Consider the following 23,061-nt stretch of genomic DNA (forward strand, 5'->3'; position numbering starts at 1 on the left):
GGGGAGACAACCCACATGGCTCACACCAAGAAGAAGATCGGTCTCATCGGCGGTGGTCAGATCGGCGGCAACCTGGCCCTGCTCGCGGTGCAGAAGCAGCTCGGCGACGTCGTCCTGTACGACATCCCCGTGGCCGAGGGTCTGGTCAAGGGCAAGGCGCTGGACATCAACCAGCTCTCCGCGGTGGACGGCTACGACTGTCGCGTCACCGGCTCCACGGACTGGAAGGACGTAGCGGGCTCGGACGTCGTGATCATCACCGCTGGCGTGCCCCGCAAGCCGGGCATGAGCCGCGAGGACCTGCTCGACGTCAACCTGAAGATCATGAAGGACGTGGCGGGCAACATCAAGACGTACTGCCCCAACGCCTTCGTCATCAACGTGGCCAACCCGCTGGACGCCATGGTGTTCGCGCTCCAGAAGATCTCCGGCCTGCCCAAGAACATGGTCGTCGGCATGGCGGGCGTGCTCGACACCAGCCGCTTCAAGTGCTTCGTGGCCGAGGCGCTCAACTGCTCCATCCGCGACGTCGAGGCCCTGGTGCTCGGCGGTCACGGTGACGACATGGTGCCGCTGGTGCGCCACAGCACCGTGGGCGGCGTGCCCCTCACCCAGCTGATCGCCAAGGACAAGCTGGACGCCATCATCGACCGCACCCGCAAGGGCGGCGCCGAACTGGTGGGCCTCTACAAGACGGGCAGCGCCTACTTCGCTCCCGCCTCCAGCTCCATCGCCATGGCCGAGAGCTACCTGCTCGACCGCAAGCGCGTGCTGCCGTCCGCCGCCCTGCTCGAGGGGCAGTACGGCATCAGCGGTTACTTCTTCGGCGTCCCCACGCAGATCGGCGCGGGCGGCGTGGAGAAGATCATCGAGGTGCAGCTCAACGACGCCGAGAAGGCCGAGCTCGACAAGTCCTTCAAGTCGGTGAAGGCGACCGTCGAGAGCGTGAAGCTGTAGTCCCTCCCGCCGCGAGCCGGCCCGGTCCCGCGCGGTGCATGCCGCCGCGCGGGCCGGACTGAGCGGGGCTGATGCCGGAGATGGAGCCGCCTTATCTCTTCTGTCCGGTAATCTTTGCAGCTCGCTGAATTCACCAGTTAACTAGCCCAGAAGAGCATTCGCACCGGAGGCCCGAGCGTCGCGCTCGAGGAGTTGCGGCGCTGGCCCTGCCCCCGCAGAGGCGTCTGGCCCTCCGGTCACCAAGGAGACGCAGCATGGCAGCAGCAGCGCGGTTCACGGTGGTGGGCGGCGGCCTCGCCGGGCTGATGACCACCATCAAGCTTGCCGAGGCCGGCTATCAGGTCGACATCCTGTCGCTCGTGCCGGTGAAGCGTTCCCACTCGGTCTGCGCCCAGGGCGGCATCAACGGCGCGGTGAACACGAAGGGTGAGGGTGACCACCCGGACATCCACGTGAAGGACACGCTGCGCGGCGGCGACTTCCTGGCCGAGCAGATCTCCGTGAAGGGCATGTGCTACGCGGCTCCGGGCATCATCTACCTGCTCGACCGCATGGGCGTGACCTTCAACCGCACGCCCGAGGGCCTGCTGGACTTCCGGCGCTTCGGCGGCACGCTGCACCACCGGACGGCCTTCGCGGGCGCCACCACCGGCCAGCAGCTGCTCTACGCGCTGGACGAGCAGGTGCGCCGCTGGGAGTCCGAGGGCCGCGTCACCAAGTACGAGTACTGGGAGTGGCTCGGCACGGTGAAGAACGGCGAGGGCCGTGTCATCGGCAGCGTGGCCATGGATCTGCGGACCAATGAGATCCGCACCTTCCCGGCCGAGGCCGTGTGTCTGGCCACCGGTGGCCCGGGCATCGTCTTCGGGCGCTCCACCAACTCCATCATCAACACCGGAACCGCCGCCGGCCGCGCCTTCATGGAGGGCGCCATCTACTCCAACGGCGAGTTCATCCAGGTGCACCCCACCTCCATCCCGGGTGAGGACAAGCTGCGCCTGATGAGCGAGTCGGTGCGTGGCGAGGGTGGCCGCGTCTGGGTGCCCAAGAAGAAGGGCGACACCCGCGACCCGAAGAGCATCCCCGAGAGCGAGCGCTGGTACTTCCTCGAGGAGAAGTACCCCAAGTACAAGAACCTGGTGCCGCGCGACGTGGCCACCCGCGAGATCTTCAGCGTGTGCCGCGAGCTGGGCATGGGGCTGGACGGCGGCGACGCCGTGTACCTGGACGTCACGCACATCCCGGCCCACGTGCTCACCGCGAAGCTGGGCGGCGTGATGGAGATCTACGAGAAGTTCGTGGGTGATGATCCGCGCCACGTGCCCATGAAGATCTTCCCGGGCATGCACTACTCGATGGGCGGCCTGTACGTGCGCTTCGAGGCGGGTCCCAACCAGGAGCCGCTGGCTGGCAGCCCCATCAACCAGTCCACCAACATCCCGGGCCTGTACGCCACGGGCGAGGCGGAATACGCCTACCACGGCGCGAACCGCCTGGGCGCCAACTCGCTGCTCTCCTGCATCTACGGCGGCATGATCGGTGGCCCAGCCATGGCGGCCTTCGCCAAGAGCCAGTCCAAGAGCGCCGACGACGCGGACCACCAGAAGTACTTCGCCGACGCGCAGAAGTACTGGGCGGATCGCTTCGCCACCATCAAGAAGATGGATGGCAAGGAGAACGCGTACGGGCTCAACCGCGAGCTGGGCGATCTGATGACGGAGAACTGCACCGTCGTCCGCTACAACGATCGCCTCAAGAAGACGCTGGAGAAGATCCGCGACTTCAAGGAGCGCTGGAAGAACATCAACGCGCTGGACACCGGCAACGTGGCCAACCGGAGCATCTCCTACGTCAACCAGCTCTGGAACATGTTCGAGCTGGCCGAGGTGATCGCCAAGAGCGCGCTGCTGCGCGACGAGAGCCGTGGCGCCCACTACAAGCCGGAGTTCTCGCTGCCCGAGCCCAAGAGCAAGGATCCGACGAAGGATCCCGAGTGGATGGCGCTGTGGAAGAAGCGTCACGAGAAGTGGGCCAAGACGACCATGGCCAGTTACTCGGCCGAGGGCCCGCAGATCAGCTACGAGGACATCGCCACGCCCGTGCTCGATCCCGAGCCGCGCTGGTACGCCTGAGTTAAGGAGGGAACGACATGGACACCGCGACCGCGCAGGCGCCTGTCAGCGCCACCACCAAGCACGTCACCTTCCGTATCTGGCGGCAGAACGGCCCGGACGGGGCAGGGCATTTCGACGAGTTCCGCGTCCCCTATGGCAAGGGCGCCAACGTCGTCTCCTGTCTGATGGAGATCCAGCGCAACCCCGTCACCGTGGACGGCCGCAAGGTCGCCCCGGTCATCTGGGATGCCGCCTGCCTCGAGGAGGTATGCGGCAGCTGCGCCATGAACATCAACGGGCGGGTCCGCATGGCCTGCTCGGCGCTGATCGACCGCGTCATCGGTGATGGGGAGCCCATCATCACCCTGGAGCCGATGAAGAAGTTCCCGGTCTCGCGCGACCTGGCGGTGGATCGCAGCCGCATGTTCGAGGCGCTCAAGCGCGTGAAGGCGTGGATCAACGTCGACGGCACGCACAACCTGGGCCCCGGTCCCCGTCAGTCCCAGGGCGACCAGACGGTGATGTACAAGCTGTCCGAGTGCATCACGTGCGGCAGCTGCCTCGAGGCGTGCCCGCAGGTGACGATCGACAACGACTTCATCGGCGCCGCCTCCATCAGCCAGGCCCGCCTGTTCAACATGAACCCCACCGGCAAGATGAACTCCGAGGAGCGCGTCCGGGGGCTCATGGGGCCGGGTGGTATCCAGGACTGCGGCAAGGCGCAGAACTGCGTGAAGGTGTGCCCGAAGGAGATCCCGCTCACCACCTCCATCGCGGTGATGAACCGCGAGGTGACCAAGCAGATCATCAAGGACATCTTCTTCGACCAGAGCGAAGAGAAGAAGGCCGCCGGCGGGCCGGCCTAGCAGGGGAGTGTCCGCCACACGGTCGTTTCACGAGGCCCCGCGTCCGGCTGTTCCTCGCCGACCGGGGCCTCTGTTCTTTCCGGTTCGCATGGAATTGCCCTTGACAATAGGGCCTTGCCAAGCGGGCCATTCTGCGCGAGAGAGGCACCCGCGCGCCGTCCCGCCCCGGGGCTTGCTCCGGGTGCCAGTCTCGCGTCACTCGCGTCACCCGGAGCTTCGATGAAGATCCACGAGTACCAGGGCAAGGAACTCTTCCGGAAGTATGGGGTCCCCACGCCGAGGGGCATCCTCGCGCTCTCGCCCAACGAGGCCGAGGCAGCCGCCAAGGAGCTGGCCACCCCCGTTGTCGTCGTGAAGGCCCAGATCCACGCGGGCGGCCGCGGCAAGGGCGGCGGCGTGAAGCTCGCCAAGAGCCCCGCCGAGGCCAAGGAGCTCGCCAAGCAGATGCTCGGCATGAAGCTCAAGACGATCCAGACCGGGCCCGAGGGCCAGACGGTCCACAAGGTCTACATCGAGGAGGGTCTGGCCATCGGTCAGGAGCTGTACCTCGGTGTGACGCTGGATCGCGCCACCTCGCGCGTCACCTTCATGGCCTCCCGTGAGGGTGGCGTGGAGATCGAGGAAGTGGCCGCCCACAGCCCGGAGAAGATCCTCCGCGAGTCGGTGGACCCGGCGGTGGGCTTCCAGGACTTCCAGGGCCGCAAGCTGGCCTTCGGCCTGGGACTTACCGGCCCCACGGTGAACAAGTTCGTCCAATTCTGTTCGGCGCTCTACAAGATGTACGTGGAGACGGACTCCTCCCTGGTGGAGATCAACCCGCTGGTCATCCTCAAGGATGGCGGCGTGGTGGCGCTCGACGCGAAGGTGAACTTCGACGAGAACGCGCTCTACCGGCACAAGGATCTGCTCGAGTACCGCGACGTCGCCGAGGAGGAGCCGCGCGAGACCCAGGCCAAGGAGTGGGACCTGGCGTACATCGCGCTCGAGGGCAACATCGGTTGCATGGTGAACGGCGCCGGTCTGGCCATGGCCACCATGGACACCATCAAGCTGGTGGGCGGCACGCCGGCCAACTTCCTCGACGTGGGCGGTGGGGCCAGCAAGGAGAAGGTGACGGCGGCCTTCAAGCTGATCCTCGCCGACCCGGCCGTGAAGGCGGTGCTCGTCAACATCTTCGGCGGCATCATGAAGTGCGACGTCATCGCCGAGGGCATCATCGCCGCGGCCAAGGAAGTGCAGCTGAAGGTTCCGCTCGTGGTGCGGCTCGAGGGCACCAACGTGGAGAAGGGCAAGGAGCTGCTGCGCAACTCCGGCCTCGCCATCACCCCCGCCGACAACCTCCGCCAGGCCGCCGAGAAGGCCGTTGCCGCGCTGAAGTAGTCCAGGCAGAGAAAGGTTCAAGCCATGAGCATCCTCGTCAACGAGAACACGAAGGTCCTCTGCCAGGGCATCACCGGCTCGGCGGGCTCGTTCCACTCCAAGCAGATGCTGGAGTACGGCACGAAGCTGGTCGCTGGCGTTACGCCGGGCAAGGGCGGCACCGACTTCGAGGGCAAGGTCCCCGTGTTCAACACGGTGGGCGACGCGGTGAAGCAGACCGGCGCCAACACCTCGGTCATCTTCGTTCCGCCTCCCTTCGCCGCCGACTCCATCATGGAGGCCGCCGACGCGGGCATCTCCCTCATCATCACCATCACCGAGGGCATCCCCGTCAACGACATGATCAAGGCCAAGCGCTACCTGCAGGGTAAGCCGGGCGTGCGCCTGATCGGTCCCAACTGCCCCGGCGTCATCACCCCGGGCGCCAAGTGCAAGATCGGCATCATGCCGGGCCACATTCACAAGCCGGGCCGCATCGGCGTGGTGTCGCGCTCTGGCACGCTCACCTACGAGGCCGTGTACCAGCTCACCCAGCTGGGCCTGGGCCAGTCCACCGCGGTGGGCATCGGCGGTGACCCGGTCAACGGCACGGACTTCGTGGACGTGCTGAAGCTCTTCAACGCCGACCCGGAGACGGACGCCGTCATCATGATCGGCGAGATCGGCGGCGACGCCGAGGAGCGCGGCGCCGAGTACGTGGCGCGCGAGTTCACCAAGCCCATCGCCGGTTTCATCGCCGGCCAGTCGGCGCCCCCGGGCAAGCGCATGGGCCACGCCGGCGCCATCATCTCCGGTGGCAAGGGCACGGCCTCGGAGAAGATCAAGGCCATGGAGTCCGCTGGCATCCTCATGGCCGCCAGCCCCGCCGAGCTCGGCACCACGCTTCAGGAGGCCGTCAAGCGCGGCGCTCCCAAGAAGAACCGTTAGTCCCACCTCTCACACGACATACCGAGGACCACCACAATGGCCATCGAGCGTACGCTGTCCATCATCAAGCCCGACGGGCTCCAGAAGGGCGTCATCGGCAAGATCATCTCCCGCTTCGAGGAGAAGGGTCTCAAGCCGGTCGCCATCCGTCTGCAGCAGCTATCCCAGGCCCAGGCCGAGGGTTTCTACGCCGTCCACAAGGCGCGCCCCTTCTTCAAGGACCTGGTGAACTTCATGATCTCCGGCCCCGTGGTGCTCATGGTGCTGGAGGGTGAGAACGCCGTCCTGGCCAACCGCGACATCATGGGCGCCACCAACCCGGCCAACGCCGCCCCTGGCACCATCCGCCGCGACTTCGCCACCAGCATCGACCAGAACACGGTGCACGGCTCGGACAGCCTGGACAACGCCAAGATCGAGATCGCGTACTTCTTCCGCGAGACCGAGATCCACGGCTACGACTGGACCGGCAAGAAGTAGGCAGCAGGGCCTCGTGCCCCAGGACCCTGGCCCGGCTCCCGCGCTCCTCCGCGGTGGCCGGGCCGGTCGTCTTTTCAAGGCAGGTTTCGCGCGGTGCCCTCCGTGAGGCATACGTACCTGACCGTCTTTTTCATGACTGATGAGTCATGCTGATAGGGCCAGGAGCGCGCAAGCCCACCGCGTTTCCCCATCAGACTGTGCAGAAGAGCCAGATGCGAGTCATTAAGGGCGGTCTGAACGGCGGTATGGACAGTCCCTGCAATAAGGAGCGCGAAAAGGAGCCGGTGCGTGTCCCCGTGGTGGAGATCATCATCGTGACTATCGCGGTCATCGCGCTCATCCTGCTGCTGTTCGCGTTGTGGGAGATCATCATCGCGGCCGGCGCCGCACTGGAGCCGGTGATGGCCGCCGTGATTGCCATCTTCGGCTTCGGGGCCGCCCCCGCGCTCGCGGCGTCGTCCCTTCCCGGGGATGGACTGCTGCCTCCCGGTGACTGCGACAAGATCCAGTGGCGGACTCTGCAAACCGCAGTCGGAGTCGCATGCAAGAGCAAGCCCTTCTCCTGCGTCAACTTCCCTGACAAGGGCTCGAATTGTGCCGAGCTGACCGCCCGGCGGAACCAAGCCCTGGCCTGCGCGGCGGCCCGCACCACCATTAACACCACCTGCATCCGGGGAGGCGACAAGGTCCACACCGGGCTGGCGGCGGGCGCCGCGGCCTCGGCGGCGACGTGCGAGTGCAAGCTCGTCTCCAACGGGTGCCCGCCATGAGCACGCCGCCCCCCCCCCGCTGCGGCCGCAGTGCTGGCGGCCTTGCGCCAAGCGTTCCCGGGGCCTGCCCTCCCGCCGCCCGAGACCGTGGCACAGGAGGGCCTCTGGTTCGACGAGAACGGCGCCCCTCACACCTATGAGAACCCAGAGGCTGAGGACACGGCCCGCTTCTTCGCGGGCAGGCCGTGGACGGACTTCGCCCCTCCTGCGCTGCTCCGGTGGGAGCTGACCCATAACGGGCTCTTCTTCCTGACGCCCCGGGCGCTCGCGTATTACCTGCCGGCCTATCTAACGGCGCTGCTCACCGAGCCGCTCGACGTGGATACCGTCGCCGTGCTGGAGGCAACCGTGCGCGTCCTGACGCGACCAGACGCGGGAGAGTCTCGAACGGTCCCTGGCGGAAGGAGTGAGGCACAATGGCAGGCCCTCGTCCAGGAGTGGGTGCGCTCCTTCGAGGCCTTCGTCGATGCGCTGGACGGGCCTCAGCGCTCGACGGTGGCGCTCTTCCTGAAGCTCGTAGCGGCGCCGCGGTTCAAGAGTCTGCCCCCACCTAACCCTGCCCAGCTTGCGTTGGAGCGCTTCTGGGAATCCTACGCCCCTCCCCCCTGAGGACGCCTCGGCACTCCTCATTCATGTATCTTGGCAGGGATGTGGGCATCGTCGGCCTGGTGGTGACGACGGCGTGCGTTGGGAGTGGGGGCGTCTGGGCCCTCCGTCGCATCGGACGAGCGCGGCATGCGCAGTCGCATTGACACCTGCCTCCTCTTGCGTAGCGGCTCGGCGAGGTGTCCAGAGGTCCAACTTGGTCACAGAGCTTCGGGCGGATAGAGGCTCTTTTGTGGTCGGCAGCTCGGCGCTGAAGGCGAGCGCTTCGCTGCTGCTGATGGTGGCGGCGGGAGCGACCTCCTACCCGTGTACCGCCGCGCAGCCTTCCTGATGTTGGGGCGCTAAACGTTCCATGTAGGGGAGGGGACGGGCGCTCCTTTGACTCCAAGTCCTCTCTTGTGGGAAGTGACGCCTACTCCTCCCCCGTTGGAACCATGACGATGCAGCCCGAGTCCCCCAGCATCCCCGCCGACATCTCGGCGGCCCCCGTGTCCGCGCCAGCCCCCGCGCCCGCGAAGCTCACGGAGGTCTCCAGCCTCACGCTGGAGGGTCTCACCCGCTTCCTCACCGAGGATCTCGGCGAGCGCGCGTTTCGCGCCGGTCAGCTGTACCGGTGGATCCACCAGCGCGGCGCCACCTCCTTCGACGAGATGACGGACCTCTCCAAGGCCCTGCGCGAGAAGCTCAAGCAGCGCGCGGAGATCGTCCCCCTGGTGAAGGATGCCGAGCAGCGCTCGGTGGATGGCACCATCAAGTACCGGTGGAAGACCCGGGACGGCCGCTTCATCGAGTCCGTCTACATGCCCTCCGAGGACCGCAAGACGCTCTGTGTGTCCACCCAGGTGGGCTGCGCCATGGCGTGCACCTTCTGCATGACGGGCACCCTGGGGCTCAAGCGCAACCTCACCCCGGGGGAGATCGTCGCCCAGGTGCACGCGGTCAACCGCGAGGTGCGCAAGCTGGAGAACCTGGAGACCCTGCGCCCCCTCTCCAACCTGGTCTTCATGGGCATGGGCGAGCCCCTGCACAACTTCGAGAACCTGAAGACGGCGCTCTCCATCCTCCAGTCCGAGGACGGGCCCAACTTCAGCCACCGCCACATCACCGTCTCCACGGTGGGCCTGGTGCCGATGATCGAGCGCTTCGGCCAGGAGACGGACGTGAAGCTCGCCATCTCGCTCAACGCGAGCACCGACGAGCAGCGCTCCAAGACGATGCCCGTCAACCGCAAGTGGAACATCGCGGCGCTGCTCGACGCCTGCCGCAAGTTCCCCCTGCGCCAGGGCCGCCGCATCACCTTCGAGTACGTCCTCCTGCAAGACTTCAACGACAGCGACGAGGACGCCTACCGGCTCATCGAGCTGCTCAAGGACATCCCCGCCAAGGTCAACCTCATCCCCTACAACGAGAACCCGGGGCTGGGCTTCAAGACGACCATGGACGAGCGCGCCGAGCGCTTCCGGGAACTGCTCTGCGAGGGCCACGTCGCCGCCTTCATCCGGCAGAATCGGGGCCGGGACATCGCCGGGGCCTGTGGCCAGCTGGCCAACCGGGGTGGGGAAAAGGCGTCAGAAACGCCGCAAAACCCCGAGCTTCCTTGACAATCCGCTTGGGGCGGCGTTAAGAGCGCCCCCCTCCAAGCTGATCACCTTCTGTTTCACCTTCAGTTTTCACCTGGAGCATCAGAAATGGCCGTTGTTCTCCGTCTCGCCCGCGCGGGCGCCAAGAAGAAGCCGTACTACCACGTGGTGGCCACCGATTCCCGCAACCCCCGGGACGGCAAGTTCATCGAGGCCGTTGGCGCCTACGACCCGAACCACAACCCGGCCAAGGTGGAGTTCAACGCGGATCGCCTCGAGTACTGGCTGAAGACCGGCGCGACCCCCTCCGAGACGGTGGGCGAGCTCATCAAGCGTCACAAGCGCGCCGCCGCCGCCAAGCCCACGGCCTAGTGCCCTCTCAGGGCTGAATCGGACAGCGTGGAGCAGCTCATCATCTATCTCGCGCGGGCCCTGGTCGATCAACCAGACCAGGTGAGCCTGCGCGCGTCCGACGTGGAGGGGGCCCGGCTCTACGAGCTGAAGGTCGCCCCCGAGGACGTGGGCAAGGTCATCGGCCGTGACGGGCGCACCGTGGGTGCCCTCCGGACGTTGCTCGGCGCCGCGGCCCAGAAGCAGGGCCAGAAGGTCCGCCTGGAGATCCAGGACGACCGGCGCCAGCATCCCCAGGCCGCCGCCCCCACGCCCGCCAACGCCCCCCAAGGCCAGTGACCCTCAAGTCCCATCTCGAGTTGGGCTATGTGGCCCGCGCCCATGGTCTCCGGGGGGAGGTGGCTGTTCGCGCCTTCGATCCCGAGTCCGAGACGCTCGACTACGTCCCGCGAGTGCTCGTGCGCACGCGTGCGGGCGTGGAGCGCGTCCTGCGCATCGAGTCCGTGCGTCCCACCCCCAAGGAGACCCTCGTGGTCTTCGAGGCGGTGCAGGGCCGCCAGGACGCCGAGGCGCTCGTGGGTGCCACCGTGCTCGCCTTCCGTGAGGACCTCGAGCCTCCCAGCGAGGACGAGTACTTCCAGGGAGACCTGGTGGGGCTCACCGCCGTGGACGAGTCCGGCAACGTGCTCGGCCGCGTGGAGGAGCTCTGGAGTACCGGCGAGGTGCCCAACCTCGTCATCCGCGCCGAGGGCAAGGAAGAGCTGGTGGTGCCCTTCGCCGACGACTTCGTCTCCACCGTGGACATCCCGGGCGGACGTCTCGTGGTGAAGCCCCCGGAGTACCTGGAGGCCGAAGGGGACGAGCGGGAAGGGAGCGAGGACTGATGTACGCCGTGGAGGTACTGACCCTCTTCCCGGACAGCGTCTCGGGCTACCTGGGTGCGAGCATCCTCGGGAAGGCCCAGGAGAAGGGGCTGCTCGGCGTCACCGTCACCTACATTCGTGACTTCGCCGAGGGAAAGCACCGCGTCACCGACGACACGCCCTACGGAGGCGGCGCCGGCATGGTGATGAAGCCCGAGCCCCTGGTGGCCGCCATCGAGGCCGCCCGGGCCCGCGCTCCCGGGGCCAAGGTGATGCTGATGAGCCCTCGCGGCCCCGCCTTCACTCAGGCGAAGGCGCGCGAGCTGGCGAAGGAGCCCGGTCTCATCCTCGTCTGCGGCCGCTACGAGGGCGTGGATGAGCGGGTCATGCCCTTCCTGGACGGGGAGGTGTCCCTGGGGGACTTCATCCTCACCGGGGGCGAGGTGGCTGCCCTGGCCGTGGTGGACGCCGTGGCCCGACTGCTGCCCGGGGTGCTGGGCAACGAGGCCTCCAGCGTCACCGAGAGCTTCGAGGAGGGTCTCCTGGAGCACCCCCACTACACCCGGCCGCCCGTCTTCCGCGGCGCGGAGGTGCCCGCGGTCCTCCAGTCCGGGGACCACGCACGCATCGCCCGCTGGCGCCGCTGGAAGGCCCTCCAGATCACCCGGGAGCGGCGTCCGGACCTGTTCGCTCGCCTGGAGTTCGGGAAGGCGGACTTGAAGCTGCTGCAGAAGAAAGAGGAGGAGCTGTAGCCCCTCCAATGGTTCCTGGGCGGATGGTCGGTCTTTTGCGGGCTTGTCCGACCCCCGTCTCTCTGGTAGTACGGCCCGCTCTCAAGTTTCGTATCCCAACTCCGAGCTTCACGGGATTACTGGAGTCAAGTCATGCGTCGCAGCGCCATCGAGTACGTGGAGGCCAAGCACCTCCGCAAGGACGTTACCCAGTTCCGCACTGGTGACTCCGTTCGCATCCACTGGAAGATCAAGGAGGGCGACAAGGAGCGCGTGCAGGCGTTCGAGGGGATCGTCATCCGCAAGACGAAGGGCCACAACCGCGCCACCTTCACCGTCCGCAAGGTCTCCTTCGGCGTGGGCGTGGAGCGCATCTTCCCGGTGCACAGCCCGCGCTACGAGAAGATCGAGGTCCTCTCCCGCGGCAACGTGAACCGCAACCGCCTCTTCTACCTCCGCGACCTCAAGGGCAAGGCCTCCCGCGTGGAGACCCAGGAGGACGCGGAGATGCGCCGCGCCGCCGCCACCCACAAGGCGGGCGCTCAGCCGACCGCCTGATCCGGTGCTGGCCCTCGCTGGCCGGTTTTCCAAAGGGAGCGTTCCTTTCAAGGGCGCTCCCTTTTTTCATGCCCACGCGCGGCTAGAATGGGGGGCGCATGCACTTCGTCGAGGTTGCCGTCCAGAACGTCCGCGGTTTCTCCCCGGCGGGCCGTTTTGCCCTGAAGACAGGGTATCTGGTGCTCAAGCCCCCCGCGGAGATGACTCCGCTGGCCGGGTTGGCGCTCGCGCTGCTCTACGCGGATGGGCGTGGGGGGGATTCCTCCTTCGCCGCCTCCTCGCAGAAGCCGGGCAAGGCCGCCCTTACCCTCACGGGGCAGGACTCCGTCACCTACCGCGTGCTGCGCGAGCTGGGCGGTGGCGGCTCCCTGCACCGGCTCAACCCCACCACGAAGCAGCCGGAGTTGGTGACGCAGGACACCGCCGAGGCGAATCAGTTCCTCCGCGGCCAGGCGGGGCTGCCGCCGCGCACCACCTTCGAGCAGCTCTTCTGTCTCCAGGCGGCGCAGCTGCCCTCGCGCCGCCCTCGAGGCGCTGGCCGCCAGGCCACGACCTCGGGCTTGCGCCAGGGATCCTCTCCGGGGATGCACGGCCTGCACTCGCCGTCGTCGGCGGGGATGCCGGCCCTGCGCACGCAGTCGTCTCCGGGGATGGCCATCTCCGCTTCGGGGCTCGGAGGCGGTCCGATGACGGTGATGCCCGCATCGGACATCCCCGCCGCCGAGGCCAAGGTGCGCGAGCTCGAGAAGGAGCTCCTCTTCTGCAAGGAGGTGGACAACCTCCAGTTCGAGGTGGATGGGCTCAACTCGCAGGTGTTCGATCTGGAGTCGAAGCTGCGCGGCACCGACGGGCTGAAGGCGAAGGTGCGTGAGGCGGAGGCGGCCTGGACCGCCGAGCCCACGCCCGAGTCGCTGGGCCTGCCCCAGGACATCGTGGCCCGCGCGGAGCGTTACTCGAGGACACTCGCCCGGCGTGATGACGCGCTCGCCCGGCTCAACTCCGAGCGCGAGGTGGCCGAGGAGGAGGCGAAGCGGCTGCCGGACGTGGAGCCGCTGGTGCGCAGCCGCAACTTCTGGCTCGGCGTGGGCGGGGGCGTGGCGTGCTTCATCGCCAGCTTCTTCTTCACCACCTGGGGCCGGTATGTGGCGCTGCTGGACATCCCCGCCTTCGGCTTCGCCGCCATGGTCGCCCTGCGCTACGTGGATGAGCTGCAGTACAAGGACAAGCTGGGCCGCCGGGGCGAGATGTTCGCCGTGCGCGAGAAGAAGATCCTCGAGGAGTTCGAGGCCGAGGCGGCGCCGGTGCGCAGGGCGTTGGAAGTGTTCGACGTGGACACGCCCAAGGAGATCGCTCCGCGCCTCCAGCGCCGCGAGCAGCTCGGCTCCGAGGTGGCCCAGCTGCGCGCCCAGCTCGTCACCCTGGAGAAGCATCCGGAGTTCGTCGAGGCCGCCGAGCAGCTTCCCGTGCTCCGCCAGCAGATCGAACTGCTCAACGCGAAGATCGCGGAGAAGGGCTCCTTCGTGCGCGACGTGCGCGAGGTGGAGCGGGAGCTCTCCCGGCTCAAGGAGTCCATCGCGCTCGCGCGCAATCCGCAGCTGGCGGCCATGGGCATGCCCGCCGGCACCGAGGGCACTGGCATGGAGCCTCTGGAGGATCCATCGCCCATGCTGATCGGCCTGGCGAGCGACCTGCTCGCCACGGACATGCACACTGTCATGGGGTCGCTGCGAGAGCGGTGCGTGCAGTACTTCAGCGCGCTCACCGAGCGCCGCTACGTGGGCGTGGAGTGGGACAAGGAAGGGCGGGCGATGGTGGTGGGGGCCTCGGGGCGGCGCATGCCCGTGGGGGAGCTGCCTCCTCGCGAGGTGGATCTCTTCTTCCTGAGCCTCCGGCTGACGGTGGTGGAGAAGGTGAGCATCCGGGTGAAGCTGCCGCTGATCGTGGAGGACGCACTGGTGGGCGTGGACGAGGCCCGGCTGCCCCTGCTGGGGCGGATGCTCAAGCACCTGGGCTCGCTGACGCAGGTGCTGCACGTCACTCCGAGCGCCGGCTTCGCGCAGGTGTCGGACGGGACTGTCAATCTGTAGCGCGAGGGCCTTCCTCCGAGAGGGAGGCCTGGGAGGAGTGGGGATGGTACGGGGAGGGGTGGCGGTGGATCGGAAGGAGTATGGGGACGAGGGCGAGGAGGCGGCGGTGCGCTTCCTGGAGGCGCAGGGTTACCGGGTGCGTGCGCGCAACTACGCTTGCCGCCACGGGGAGCTGGACGTGGTGGCCGAGCACGGAGACACCCTCTGTTTCGTGGAGGTGCGGATGCGCTCCACTGCGGTGTGGGGAGACCCGTCCCACACGGTGTCCTTCGCCAAGCAGCGCAGGGTGGTGAAGGCCGCGCTGCACTACCTCATGGCCCATCGGCTGAGGGACAGGATGCTGCGCTTCGACGTCATCTCGGTGGTGGGCCGCGGCGAGCGCGCGACGGTGGAGCACCTGCCGGGCGCCTTCGACGCTGGTATGTGAGGCTCGAATGCCTGGAACGCTCTATCTGGTGGCCACGCCCATCGGGAACCTGGGAGACATCTCCACGCGCGCCCTGGAGACGCTGCGGCAGGTGTCCTTCGTGGCCTGTGAAGACACGCGGCACTCGCGCGTGCTGTTGGACCACTTCGGCATCTCCGCGGACACGGTGAGCCTGCCGGCCTTCGCCGAGGGCCAGCGCGCCGGCCGCATCCTGGACCGGCTCGAGGCCGGGGAGGACTGCGCGCTCGTGACGGACGCGGGCAGCCCCGGCATCAGCGACCCTGGCGAGAAGCTGGTGGCCGAGGCCATCGAGCGCGGGGTGAAGGTGGTTCCGGTTCCGGGGCCCACGGCGCTGGTGGCGGCGCTGAGCGCCTCGGGGTTGCCCACCGGGCGCTTCCACTTCCTCGGATTCCTGCCGCGCAAGGGCCCCGAGCGTCAGGCGATGCTGGAGGAGGTGGCCCCGCTGTCGGCCACGATCGCCCTCTACGAGTCGCCGCGCCGGCTCGCCGAGACGCTGACGGACTTGAAGGACGCCCTGGGCGACCGGCGCGCGGTGGTGGCCCGGGAACTGACCAAGGTGCACGAGGAGTTCGTGCGCGGCACGCTCGCCGAGCTGGCCCAGCGCTATGCCGCCGAGGAGCCCCGGGGCGAGGTGGTGGTGTTGGTGGAGGGCCGTACCGGAGAGCGCCGCTGGTCCGAGGAGGAGTTGCAGCGCGCTTTGGAGGAGGGGCTCGGGCGAGGGGAGAAGCTCAAGGCGCTCAGCACCGAGCTGGCTCGCCGCGCCGGTTGGTCCGGTCAGGACGTGTACCGGTTGGGGCTCGGACTCAAGAAGAGGTGAAGCCCCTTACTGCTGGGAGTGGGACGGGGGCGGCTCTATCTCCGGCCCCCGAGCCTGCTCCGCGCCACCCTAGAAGCTGAAGGTGGCGGTGGCATCCACGCGGAAGTCCTTGCTCTCGGCGGCGTAGAAGCGCCGCGAGACGAAGTCCGTGCGGTAGTCGAAGTTGGGGTTGCGCTCCGCCGGATTGTTCAGGTCCACGGTCCCGTTGTTGTCGGTGTCCTTGCCGATCTTCTCGTCGGTGAGGACGTGGTCGGTGTTGTACAGCATCATTCCCGAGCCCCGGATGGAGATCACGTCGGACAGTTGCACTGTCAGGGCGAGCCGGCCACCCACCTGCAGGTAGTCCCCGGTGTAGAGCAGCTTGCGCAGCGCACCGCTCATCTCGTTGTAGTAGCGGCCCTCGGAGACGTAGTTGCTGATGGCCCGCAGGTCCAGCTTCAGCTTGCGCCGGGGCTGGTTGAGGACCTGGAACTCGGAGCCGAAGGTCACTCCCGCCACGTGCGCCGGCTGGATGCCCGTCGTCTTGCGATCCCACACGCCCTGGCCACAGTTCTGCGGGTAGCCGAGGTTCTGCGGATCCACGTTCTGGTTGTCGCAGTTGGAGTAGAAGCCCGGGCCCCGCACCGGGATGGTGTACTGCAGCTTGAAGTAGGGCTCGGCCAGGCCGATCTTCCGCGAGAGCTCCGTGTGCAGCGTGTACTTGTGCACCCGGTCCCCGACGGCGCCCCGGTCGTTCGAGGCGGTCACCAGGCTCGGGTCGAGCTGCTTCGCCGTGGGAGCCTCGTAGTCCAGCCCCACCACCCACGTGGGCTTGGTGTCGTCCTTGCGCTGGTTGAAGACGGCCCACTTCAGCCCGAAGCGCATGTTGCCCACGCCGCCGTGGTACCTCTTCAGCGGCACCTCGAAGAGCGCTCGCTTCCCCGTGCCCGTGGTCGCGCAGGTCGGATCCGTCAACGTGCCGTCGGCATTCAGGCAGTTGTTGATGATGGAGGAGTTCCCCTCGTTCCTGCCCGAGACGTAGTCCCAGGTCTCGTCCTGCGCGAGGATGATGGGAAGCCCGACCGACAGTTCCACGTCCGGGGAGATCCCGACGGCCAGGTCCACGTTCAGCCGGGTGTCGTAGCTCTTGTACCAGAGCTCGGGCGTGAGCTGGCGCGTTCCTCCAGGCGTCGAGGGAAGGATCTCGCGCAGGATCTTCGTGCGCCGCTGCGAGTGCTCGAGGCCCACGTCGATGAACATCCCGAAGGGGTGATCGTCCTCGAAGGACGAAGCAACGCGGGTGATATCCGCCGCGGTGGCGACGAACGGCGCACCCAGTGTCAGCGCGGTGACTACGGCGCGAAGCCTGGACATCCGACCTCCGAAACCGATCCCTCGGGTGTCCAGGGCTGGTGCGGGGGCCCGCTTGGACCGCCTGCGCCACCTAACCCCCGGGAAACGTTGAGAAATTGTCCGGGGACGCTAGCCGTCGCAGGCGGGGGTGTCAAGAAACGGATGGGCTCAGCCGCCCGCCAGCGTGGTGCCGAGCAACCCGTCCTGACGGCGCACCTCGGCCTCGAAGGCCGTGCGCTGCGAGGCCGCCAGCGAACGGCGGTAGGTGCGGTGGCTCTCGTAGGGATCCAGGATGCGCTCGTCCGCGGCCTCGAGCTGGTAGTGCAGGTGGGGCGCGAAGGAGCGGCCGCTGTTGCCGCTGCGGCCCAGCACCGTGCCCGCGGCGATGCGGTCGCCCACCTTCAGGGAGCGCGGCAGCTCGTCCATGTGCAGGAAGAGGGCATGGCGGTGCTTGCCGCCCACCTCCTCCAGGTCGATGCAGTTGCCGTTGAAGCGGAAGCTCCAGTTCTTGCGGCGGACGATGCCCGTGAAGGGCGCCTTCACCGGGGTGCCCACGGCCGTCTTGAAGTCCACACCCTTATGCCGGCGGCCATCGCGCAGCAGCGACGTCACCTGCTCGTAGTCGTCCAGGGGCGAGCCCTCCAGGCGCAGCTCCAGCTCCTCGCCGCTGGGCAGGTAGTAGCGGGGGTTCTTGTCCCCCTCGGGCTGGAAGCGGTAGGTGCGGTGCGTCTGGCCCGTCTTGTTGCTGGTGAAGCGCACCGCGTACACGAGCGGCTCCTCGTTGGGGCGCACCTCGTAGAGCACGTCCAGGGTGTCACCGCGGCGGATGTCGCCCGGAACGTCCACCCACCACACGAGCGTGCGCGTCACCACCTGGGCGAGCGCGGGGCCCACCTCGGGGCCAGCGGCCGCGATGACAGCCGTCTCCAGGGGGCCGTCGATGCGGATGGAGGCTTTGGACAGCCCGGCGGCCTTGAGCGGATCCGAGGAGGTGGGGGCGGCCGCTGCCGCCGGAGCGGGAGCCGTGGGCGTGGCGGCAGCCGTGGTGGGGACCGCGGCGGTGGAGCCCGCATCTCCGGGACCCTGGGCCACGGGTGCGGTGGCCTGCGCGTCCGCCGTGGCGGGGGCGTGCGTCTCCGAGGCAAGTCGCTGCTTCCACCACCATACGCCTCCGGCACCAAGGCCGAGGAGCAAGGAGATGGCCATCACCGGCCCCACAGGGCTCTTTTTCGGCTGTGGTCCGAGGGTGGGAAGAGGCGGCCGCATTCAGGCTCCCAGAGTCGAAAGGGGTTGTGCGCCGGGACCGAACCGATGGTTTCGCGGCGATATTTCGCCGTCGGATTCAGTCCTCGAGGCCTTCGTCCCGCCCGTCCTGGGCGGTCGTGTCACGCAGGCCGAATTCCTTCATCTTCGTCTGGAGGGACTTGCGGCTGATCTGCAGCAGCCTGGCTGCTCGCGTGACGTTGCCGCCCGTCTCCTCCAGGGCCTTGGTGATGAGATCCTTCTCCAGCTCGGCCGCCTTCATGCGGACGATGTCCTTGAGGCCTCCCTCGCCCGTCGAGGCTTCGAGCGGAGCGGCCGAGAGGGCAGGCGCTGGAGTGGAGCCCTGGCGCATGGGCTCCGGCAGATCCTTCGGGGTGATGAAGGGGCCATCCGCGAAGAGCAGCACGCGCTCGATGAGGTTCTCCAACTCGCGGATGTTGCCGGGCCAGTTGTAGCCCTGCAGCAGCGCCATCGCGTCGTCGGTGATGCCCTCGATCTTCTTGTTGAGCTTGCGGTTGTACTTCTCCACGAAGTGCCCCGCGAGCATGGGGATGTCCCCGCGGCGCTCGCGCAGCGGCGGCAGCACGATGGGCACCACCGCCAGCCGGTAATACAGATCCTTGCGGAAGCGTCCGGCTTCGATCTCCGCCTGCAGATCCCGGTTGGTGGCGGCGATGAGACGCACGTCCACGCGGGTCGTCTTGATGCCGCCCACGCGCTCGAACTCGCCCTCCTGGAGCGCGCGCAGCAGCTTCACCTGCATCTCGACGGGGATCTCCCCGAGCTCGTCGAGGAAGAGCGTGCCCCCGTCGGCCAGCTCGAAGCGGCCGGGCTTGGAGGTGACGGCGCCGGTGAAGGCTCCGCGCTCGTAGCCGAAGAGCTCGGACTCGAGGAGATTGTGCGGAATGGCGGCGCAGTTGATCTTGATGAACGGCTTGTCGCGGCGGCTGGAGGCGCCGTGCAGGGCCGAGGCGATGAGCTCCTTGCCGGTGCCGCTCTCGCCAGTGATGAGGACGGTGGACGGGGTGTCCGCCACCTTGTCGATGATCTTGAAGACCTCGTGGAGCTGGGGCGACGCACCGATGATGGCGGCGCGGGCCTTGGCGTCAGCGCGCACCGAGCGCTGGGCGACGTCGTGCGCCTTGGCGGCCTTGGCGATGACGGCCGAGAGCTCCGCCTGATCGAAGGGCTTGGTGACGTAGTCGAAGGCGCCGGCCTTGATGGCCTCGACAGCGGAGTCCACGGTGCCGTGCGCGGTGATGATGATGACGGGCACGTCGGGGTTGGCGGCGTTGACGGCGCGCAGCACGTCCATGCCACCGGCCTTGGGCATGACAAGGTCCGTGACCACGATGTCCGCGCCATTCTTGTTGAACTCGGCGAGTCCCTGCTCGCCATCCACCGCGACGGTGACGTCGTAGCCGTCACGGCGCAGGATGGCGGCGAGTACCTTGCGGAGGTTCGCCTCGTCGTCGATGACCAGGATTTTCGCCATGGGGGGCAGGCGGGTGCTCCGGACTAGACCCGGCCCTGCTGGGATTCCAGGGTGCAGATGGAGTCGGGGTGCTTGATGCGCAGGATGAGCGACTCGAGCACGCGGAAGGGGTGGTTCATCCGGGAGGCGCCCAGATAGGCGGTGACCATGTCCATGGCGACCGCGAGGTCCATGTTCTCGCGGCCGGTGGAGACGACCACGCCCGAGTCACCGCGCAGCCGGTTGGACTGGAAGATGCCGTCCGAGGCGAGCTGGCGGATGGTCTCGATCTCCAGCACGCCCGTCTTCTCGAAGATGCGGTGCAGCGTCGAGTAGAGGCGGGGTGAGAGGACGACCGCGTAGGGGCCATAATGGCCGGACTCGTTGAGCTTGCGGGTGGCCTCGACGATGGCCAGGTAGCCAGCGCCAGGCGAGGCCCAGTCCCCGAGCGGCACGGTGAGCCGACCGGTGGCGTTCATCAGGCCCTCGTGGCCGAGCTTCGGGTCGCCGTAGAAGATGAGCTCGTCCTCCTGCTGGGAGCAGAGGGCGGCGGCGCCGGCGGCGGCGGACACATCCAGGGGCATGTTGTGCAGGCGGGCGGCCTCGATGTCGCGCCAGTGCAGCAGGAAGTCCTTGTAGATGATGGGGATCGTCTTGAACTTGCGCGCGTCGGTGAAGACCGAGGCCGTCTCCTGCTCGCCGACGATGTCCACCGCGCCCGGAGTGACGCCGGTGTACTCGTCATGGGGCACGGTCTGCACCCCGGCGCCCAGTGGCCCGTAGATGTCGAGGATGCGACGGCCCACGAGCGAGCGGCGGGCGACCTGGATCACCGTCTCGTTGAGGCGGGCCCACTCGTCCTGGCGCAGCGGGTTCTCGGCATGTCCAAGGAAGTCAGGCATGGGGAAGCTCCAAGGAGGTACGCGTTCAACGGCTGCGCCGCAGCGAGCCGACGGTCAAGGGTTGGGCGCCCGGGCTGGGCGGCGGGGCAGGCACCCCATACACGACGCGCTGCGGAGGAAGCAGGGACGGCGTCTCGGCCTGGGCATTGCGTCCGGCCCGGGCCGGCGGTGGTGCGGCGGGCTCGGGCGCCGGGGAGGGCGCGGCGGGGGCAGGGGAGGGCTTGCCCTCGACGGCTCCCTGGAAGTGACCCGCGGCGACGGGCTTGGCGAAGTGTGCCTCCTGGCCCGCGTCCAGGAGTCGCAGCATGTGGACGGCCTCGGCGACGTGCTCCTTCTCCTCGGCGGCCAGGTGCAGGAAGAAGTCCCGCACTTCTGGACTGGAGGACGCACGGGCGTGGGCCTCGTACTCATTGATGGTCTCCAGCTCGCGCGCCAGGACGCGGCGGACGAGCGCGACATCGGTCGAGAGGTCGTTGTCTGGGAGACCAGCCATGGGAGCGCTGACCATTGCGGCCCGCAGGGGGGACCGTCAAGGGAAACCATGGCTCCGGAGTTCCTGCTTCATGCAGGTGAACGCTCCGCGTAGAGTCCCGGGCCGCTTGACCGTCCCCGCCCCACGTCCCGACGTTCCTCCCGCTCCCGAAACCCGCCCCGTGTCTCCGAGCACCCCCGCGAAGAGTGGCGGCGCGCTGTTCGTCGCGGCGGGCATCCTCGCCTCGAAGCTGGTGGGCCTGGTGCGCGAGCGCGTCTTCGCGCACTACCTGGGCAACGGCATCGCCGCCGCCGTGTTCAAGGCGGCACTGCGCATCCCCAACTTCCTGCAGAACCTCTTCGGCGAGGGTGTGCTCTCCGGCTCGTTCATCCCCGTCTACGCGGGGCTGCTGGGGAAGGGAGACCAGGAGGAGGCGGATCGGGTCGCGGGCGCGGTGTTCGGGCTGCTCGCGTTGGCCACCGGGGTGATGGTGGCGCTGGGCATGTTGGCTACTCCGCTCTTCGTGGACACCATCGCTCCGGGCTTCGAGGGCGAGGCGCGGGCCATGGCCATCCGGCTGGTGCGCATCCTCTTCCCGGGCACGGGCATGCTGGTGATGTCCGCGTGGTGCCTGGGCGTGCTCAACAGCCACCGGAAGTTCCTCCTGTCGTACCTGGCGCCCGTGGTGTGGAACCTGGCCATCATCACCACGTTGGTGGTGGCGGGCATGCGCGGGATGGCCGAGGAGCCGCTCGCGGTGGTGCTCGCCTATGGTGTGGTGGCGGGCTGCTTCCTGCAGTTCCTGGTGCAGGTGCCCTCGGTGCTGAAGGTGCTCGGGCACTTCCGGCCCATGCTGACCACGGCGAACGAGTCCGTGCGCCAGGTGCTGCGCAGCTTCGGCACGGTGGTGCTCGGGCGCGGGGTGGTGCAGGTCAGTGCCTATATCGACACGTCGTACGCGTCGCTCATCGCGGACCGCGCGCTGTCCACGTTGACGTATGCACAGACCCTCTACCTCATCCCGGTGAGCCTCTTCGGCGCGGCGGTCTCCGCAGCCGAGCTGCCGGAGATGTCTCGTGCGGCCGGGGCGGGGGAGGCGGTGGCCGCCAGGCTGCGCGCCCGGCTCGAGGCGAGCTCGCGCCGCATCGCCTTCTTCGTGGTGCCCTCGGCGATGGCGCTGCTCTTCATCGGAGACGCGGTGGCGGGCGGCCTGTTCCAGACGGGCAGGTTCACCTCCGCGGACACGCGCTACCTCTGGTACGTGCTGATGGGCGCGTCGGTGGGCCTGGTGGCCACCGCGCTGGGACGCCTGTACTCCTCGACCTTCTATGCACTGAAGGACACTCGCACCCCGCTGCGCTTCGCGGCACTGCGAGTTGTCCTGGATGCGACACTGGCGTGGTTCCTGGCGCTGCGGCTGCCAAGCCTGCTGGGGTTGCCGCCCCACCTGGGCACGGCCTTCTTCCCCATCTCCGGCGGGCTCATGGCCTGGTTCGAGTCCACGATGCTGCGGCGGATGCTCTCCGAGAAGATCGGCCATGTGCGGCTGCCCGAGGGGATGGCGAAGCTGTGGGGCGCGGCGGTCGCTGCGGGGCTGACGGGGCTGGGCATCAAGCTGGCGCTGACGAAGGTGCTGGGGCCCATGCCCGGCGTGTCGGCGGAGTGGGGTGGGAGCTTCCTTCCCCCGCCGCACCTGCACCCCATCCTGCTGTGCCTGGCCGTCGTCCTGCCCTTCGGGGCGGTCTACTTCGGAATCACCGGCGCGCTGGGCGTCCCCGAGGCGAAGTCCGTCCTCCAGCGGCTCCTCCGGCGCAGGCCCGCCCGCTAGCCAGACGTTCCCTCTCGGGGGCACTCGTCCCCCCGGATTGCCCCGGGGCAGGGACTCTCAACTTCTGGGAGAGAGCGGGGGTGAGGGTTTCCCCCTACATCCAACCGTTGCCAGTTTGACCCATGGCGCCCCTCCGGGAGCAGGCGGGCGTGCGCGTCTCCATCCGAGGGGGATGGGACATCCGACGTGTCGCGTTATGGAGGGGTTCTGGGCGCGCTTGGCGGGAGATGACCACATGCGTCTTCCGTCCGAGCA

At 68.0% G+C, this 23,061-nt stretch carries 23 protein-coding genes; 18 read left to right on the top strand and 5 right to left on the bottom strand.

Annotated elements, in window-relative coordinates; translation table 11 throughout:
- Positions 1-15 precede the first annotated feature (15 nt).
- The 17 genes from mdh to rsmI all read left to right on the top strand — a co-directional run bounded on the left by mdh (position 16) and on the right by rsmI (position 15,535).
- Positions 16-957 (top strand): malate dehydrogenase, encoded by a 942-nt coding sequence (mdh, locus tag DAT35_RS25920; RefSeq protein WP_108069835.1) that lies wholly within the window; start codon positions 16-18, stop codon positions 955-957.
- Positions 958-1,211: 254 nt separating this feature from the next.
- Positions 1,212-3,089, top strand: a complete 1,878-nt coding sequence (sdhA, locus tag DAT35_RS25925; protein ID WP_108069836.1) for a succinate dehydrogenase flavoprotein subunit — start codon at positions 1,212-1,214, stop codon at positions 3,087-3,089.
- Positions 3,090-3,106: 17 nt separating this feature from the next.
- Positions 3,107-3,937: a succinate dehydrogenase iron-sulfur subunit gene (gene sdhB, locus DAT35_RS25930; RefSeq protein WP_108069837.1), complete on the top strand. Its 831-nt coding sequence runs from the start codon at positions 3,107-3,109 to the stop codon at positions 3,935-3,937.
- 219 nt (positions 3,938-4,156) lie between these two features.
- Complete coding sequence (gene sucC, locus DAT35_RS25935; RefSeq protein ID WP_108069838.1) at positions 4,157-5,317, top strand: ADP-forming succinate--CoA ligase subunit beta; 1,161 nt, start codon at positions 4,157-4,159, stop codon at positions 5,315-5,317.
- A gap of 24 nt (positions 5,318-5,341) precedes the next feature.
- Positions 5,342-6,244, top strand: a complete 903-nt coding sequence (sucD, locus tag DAT35_RS25940; protein WP_108069839.1) for a succinate--CoA ligase subunit alpha — start codon at positions 5,342-5,344, stop codon at positions 6,242-6,244.
- A 36-nt stretch (positions 6,245-6,280) separates the two neighbouring features.
- Complete coding sequence (gene ndk, locus DAT35_RS25945; protein ID WP_108069840.1) at positions 6,281-6,724, top strand: nucleoside-diphosphate kinase; 444 nt, start codon at positions 6,281-6,283, stop codon at positions 6,722-6,724.
- A 212-nt stretch (positions 6,725-6,936) separates the two neighbouring features.
- A complete protein-coding gene (locus DAT35_RS25950) occupies positions 6,937-7,494 on the top strand; it encodes a hypothetical protein (RefSeq protein WP_158501875.1) in 558 nt (185 codons plus the stop codon).
- Positions 7,495-7,524: 30 nt separating this feature from the next.
- The gene (locus DAT35_RS25955) at positions 7,525-8,103 is read left to right on the top strand and encodes a DUF6714 family protein (RefSeq protein ID WP_108069842.1); all 579 of its coding nucleotides are present in this window, start codon (positions 7,525-7,527) and stop codon (positions 8,101-8,103) included.
- A gap of 437 nt (positions 8,104-8,540) precedes the next feature.
- Positions 8,541-9,701: a 23S rRNA (adenine(2503)-C(2))-methyltransferase RlmN gene (gene rlmN / locus DAT35_RS25960; protein ID WP_108069843.1), complete on the top strand. Its 1,161-nt coding sequence runs from the start codon at positions 8,541-8,543 to the stop codon at positions 9,699-9,701.
- A gap of 87 nt (positions 9,702-9,788) precedes the next feature.
- Positions 9,789-10,052 carry a 30S ribosomal protein S16 gene (gene rpsP / locus DAT35_RS25965; protein WP_108069844.1) on the top strand — a complete coding sequence of 88 codons (264 nt, stop codon included), beginning with the start codon at positions 9,789-9,791 and terminating at the stop codon, positions 10,050-10,052.
- Between the two features lie 27 nt (positions 10,053-10,079).
- Positions 10,080-10,370 (top strand): KH domain-containing protein, encoded by a 291-nt coding sequence (locus tag DAT35_RS25970; protein ID WP_108069845.1) that lies wholly within the window; start codon positions 10,080-10,082, stop codon positions 10,368-10,370.
- On the top strand, positions 10,367-10,915 hold the full coding sequence (gene rimM / locus DAT35_RS25975) for a ribosome maturation factor RimM (protein ID WP_108069846.1): 549 nt from the start codon (positions 10,367-10,369) through the stop codon (positions 10,913-10,915). The genes DAT35_RS25970 and rimM overlap by 4 nt, the downstream gene beginning before the upstream one ends.
- Complete coding sequence (gene trmD / locus DAT35_RS25980; protein WP_108069847.1) at positions 10,915-11,646, top strand: tRNA (guanosine(37)-N1)-methyltransferase TrmD; 732 nt, start codon at positions 10,915-10,917, stop codon at positions 11,644-11,646. The genes rimM and trmD overlap by 1 nt, the downstream gene beginning before the upstream one ends.
- Before the next feature lie 132 nt (positions 11,647-11,778).
- Entirely contained in the window at positions 11,779-12,183 is a 405-nt protein-coding gene (gene rplS, locus DAT35_RS25985) for a 50S ribosomal protein L19 (RefSeq protein ID WP_108069848.1), read from the top strand.
- A gap of 98 nt (positions 12,184-12,281) precedes the next feature.
- The gene (locus tag DAT35_RS25990; protein WP_108069849.1) at positions 12,282-14,270 is read left to right on the top strand and encodes an ATP-binding protein; all 1,989 of its coding nucleotides are present in this window, start codon (positions 12,282-12,284) and stop codon (positions 14,268-14,270) included.
- 43 nt (positions 14,271-14,313) lie between these two features.
- Entirely contained in the window at positions 14,314-14,697 is a 384-nt protein-coding gene (locus DAT35_RS25995) for a YraN family protein (protein ID WP_108069850.1), read from the top strand.
- Positions 14,698-14,704: 7 nt separating this feature from the next.
- Positions 14,705-15,535 (top strand): 16S rRNA (cytidine(1402)-2'-O)-methyltransferase, encoded by an 831-nt coding sequence (gene rsmI, locus DAT35_RS26000; protein ID WP_108069851.1) that lies wholly within the window; start codon positions 14,705-14,707, stop codon positions 15,533-15,535.
- Positions 15,536-15,604: 69 nt separating this feature from the next.
- Here rsmI and DAT35_RS26005 read toward each other — a convergent pair whose 3' ends face one another.
- From DAT35_RS26005 to DAT35_RS26025, 5 genes are all read right to left on the bottom strand, one after another.
- A complete protein-coding gene (locus DAT35_RS26005; protein WP_108069852.1) occupies positions 15,605-16,888 on the bottom strand; it encodes a hypothetical protein in 1,284 nt (427 codons plus the stop codon).
- Between the two features lie 147 nt (positions 16,889-17,035).
- On the bottom strand, positions 17,036-18,073 hold the full coding sequence (locus tag DAT35_RS26010; protein ID WP_233261709.1) for a M23 family metallopeptidase: 1,038 nt from the start codon (positions 18,071-18,073) through the stop codon (positions 17,036-17,038).
- Positions 18,074-18,209: 136 nt separating this feature from the next.
- A complete protein-coding gene (locus DAT35_RS26015) occupies positions 18,210-19,625 on the bottom strand; it encodes a sigma-54 dependent transcriptional regulator (RefSeq protein WP_108069854.1) in 1,416 nt (471 codons plus the stop codon).
- Between the two features lie 23 nt (positions 19,626-19,648).
- On the bottom strand, positions 19,649-20,506 hold the full coding sequence (locus DAT35_RS26020) for a family 1 encapsulin nanocompartment shell protein (protein ID WP_108069855.1): 858 nt from the start codon (positions 20,504-20,506) through the stop codon (positions 19,649-19,651).
- Between the two features lie 25 nt (positions 20,507-20,531).
- Positions 20,532-20,999 (bottom strand): ferritin, encoded by a 468-nt coding sequence (locus tag DAT35_RS26025; protein ID WP_108070287.1) that lies wholly within the window; start codon positions 20,997-20,999, stop codon positions 20,532-20,534.
- A gap of 70 nt (positions 21,000-21,069) precedes the next feature.
- Between DAT35_RS26025 and murJ the strand changes: the two genes are divergently transcribed.
- Positions 21,070-22,806: a murein biosynthesis integral membrane protein MurJ gene (gene murJ / locus DAT35_RS26030; RefSeq protein WP_199243000.1), complete on the top strand. Its 1,737-nt coding sequence runs from the start codon at positions 21,070-21,072 to the stop codon at positions 22,804-22,806.
- Positions 22,807-23,061: the final 255 nt, after the last annotated feature.

It is taken from the genome of Vitiosangium sp. GDMCC 1.1324, from assembly GCF_003044305.1.
Classification (GTDB): Bacteria; Myxococcota; Myxococcia; order Myxococcales; family Myxococcaceae; genus Archangium.

Coding starts and splice junctions, on each gene's coding strand:
- mdh (WP_108069835.1), top strand. CDS start 16: ATGGCTCACACCAAGAAGAAGATCGGTCTCATCGGCGGTGGTCAGATC.
- sdhA (WP_108069836.1), top strand. CDS start 1,212: ATGGCAGCAGCAGCGCGGTTCACGGTGGTGGGCGGCGGCCTCGCCGGG.
- sdhB (WP_108069837.1), top strand. CDS start 3,107: ATGGACACCGCGACCGCGCAGGCGCCTGTCAGCGCCACCACCAAGCAC.
- sucC (WP_108069838.1), top strand. CDS start 4,157: ATGAAGATCCACGAGTACCAGGGCAAGGAACTCTTCCGGAAGTATGGG.
- sucD (WP_108069839.1), top strand. CDS start 5,342: ATGAGCATCCTCGTCAACGAGAACACGAAGGTCCTCTGCCAGGGCATC.
- ndk (WP_108069840.1), top strand. CDS start 6,281: ATGGCCATCGAGCGTACGCTGTCCATCATCAAGCCCGACGGGCTCCAG.
- DAT35_RS25950 (WP_158501875.1), top strand. CDS start 6,937: ATGCGAGTCATTAAGGGCGGTCTGAACGGCGGTATGGACAGTCCCTGC.
- rlmN (WP_108069843.1), top strand. CDS start 8,541: ATGCAGCCCGAGTCCCCCAGCATCCCCGCCGACATCTCGGCGGCCCCC.
- rpsP (WP_108069844.1), top strand. CDS start 9,789: ATGGCCGTTGTTCTCCGTCTCGCCCGCGCGGGCGCCAAGAAGAAGCCG.
- trmD (WP_108069847.1), top strand. CDS start 10,915: ATGTACGCCGTGGAGGTACTGACCCTCTTCCCGGACAGCGTCTCGGGC.
- rplS (WP_108069848.1), top strand. CDS start 11,779: ATGCGTCGCAGCGCCATCGAGTACGTGGAGGCCAAGCACCTCCGCAAG.
- DAT35_RS25990 (WP_108069849.1), top strand. CDS start 12,282: ATGCACTTCGTCGAGGTTGCCGTCCAGAACGTCCGCGGTTTCTCCCCG.
- DAT35_RS25995 (WP_108069850.1), top strand. CDS start 14,314: ATGGTACGGGGAGGGGTGGCGGTGGATCGGAAGGAGTATGGGGACGAG.
- rsmI (WP_108069851.1), top strand. CDS start 14,705: ATGCCTGGAACGCTCTATCTGGTGGCCACGCCCATCGGGAACCTGGGA.
- DAT35_RS26005 (WP_108069852.1), bottom strand. CDS start 16,888: ATGTCCAGGCTTCGCGCCGTAGTCACCGCGCTGACACTGGGTGCGCCG.
- DAT35_RS26010 (WP_233261709.1), bottom strand. CDS start 18,073: ATGGCCATCTCCTTGCTCCTCGGCCTTGGTGCCGGAGGCGTATGGTGG.
- DAT35_RS26015 (WP_108069854.1), bottom strand. CDS start 19,625: ATGGCGAAAATCCTGGTCATCGACGACGAGGCGAACCTCCGCAAGGTA.
- DAT35_RS26020 (WP_108069855.1), bottom strand. CDS start 20,506: ATGCCTGACTTCCTTGGACATGCCGAGAACCCGCTGCGCCAGGACGAG.
- DAT35_RS26025 (WP_108070287.1), bottom strand. CDS start 20,999: ATGGCTGGTCTCCCAGACAACGACCTCTCGACCGATGTCGCGCTCGTC.
- murJ (WP_199243000.1), top strand. CDS start 21,070: ATGCAGGTGAACGCTCCGCGTAGAGTCCCGGGCCGCTTGACCGTCCCC.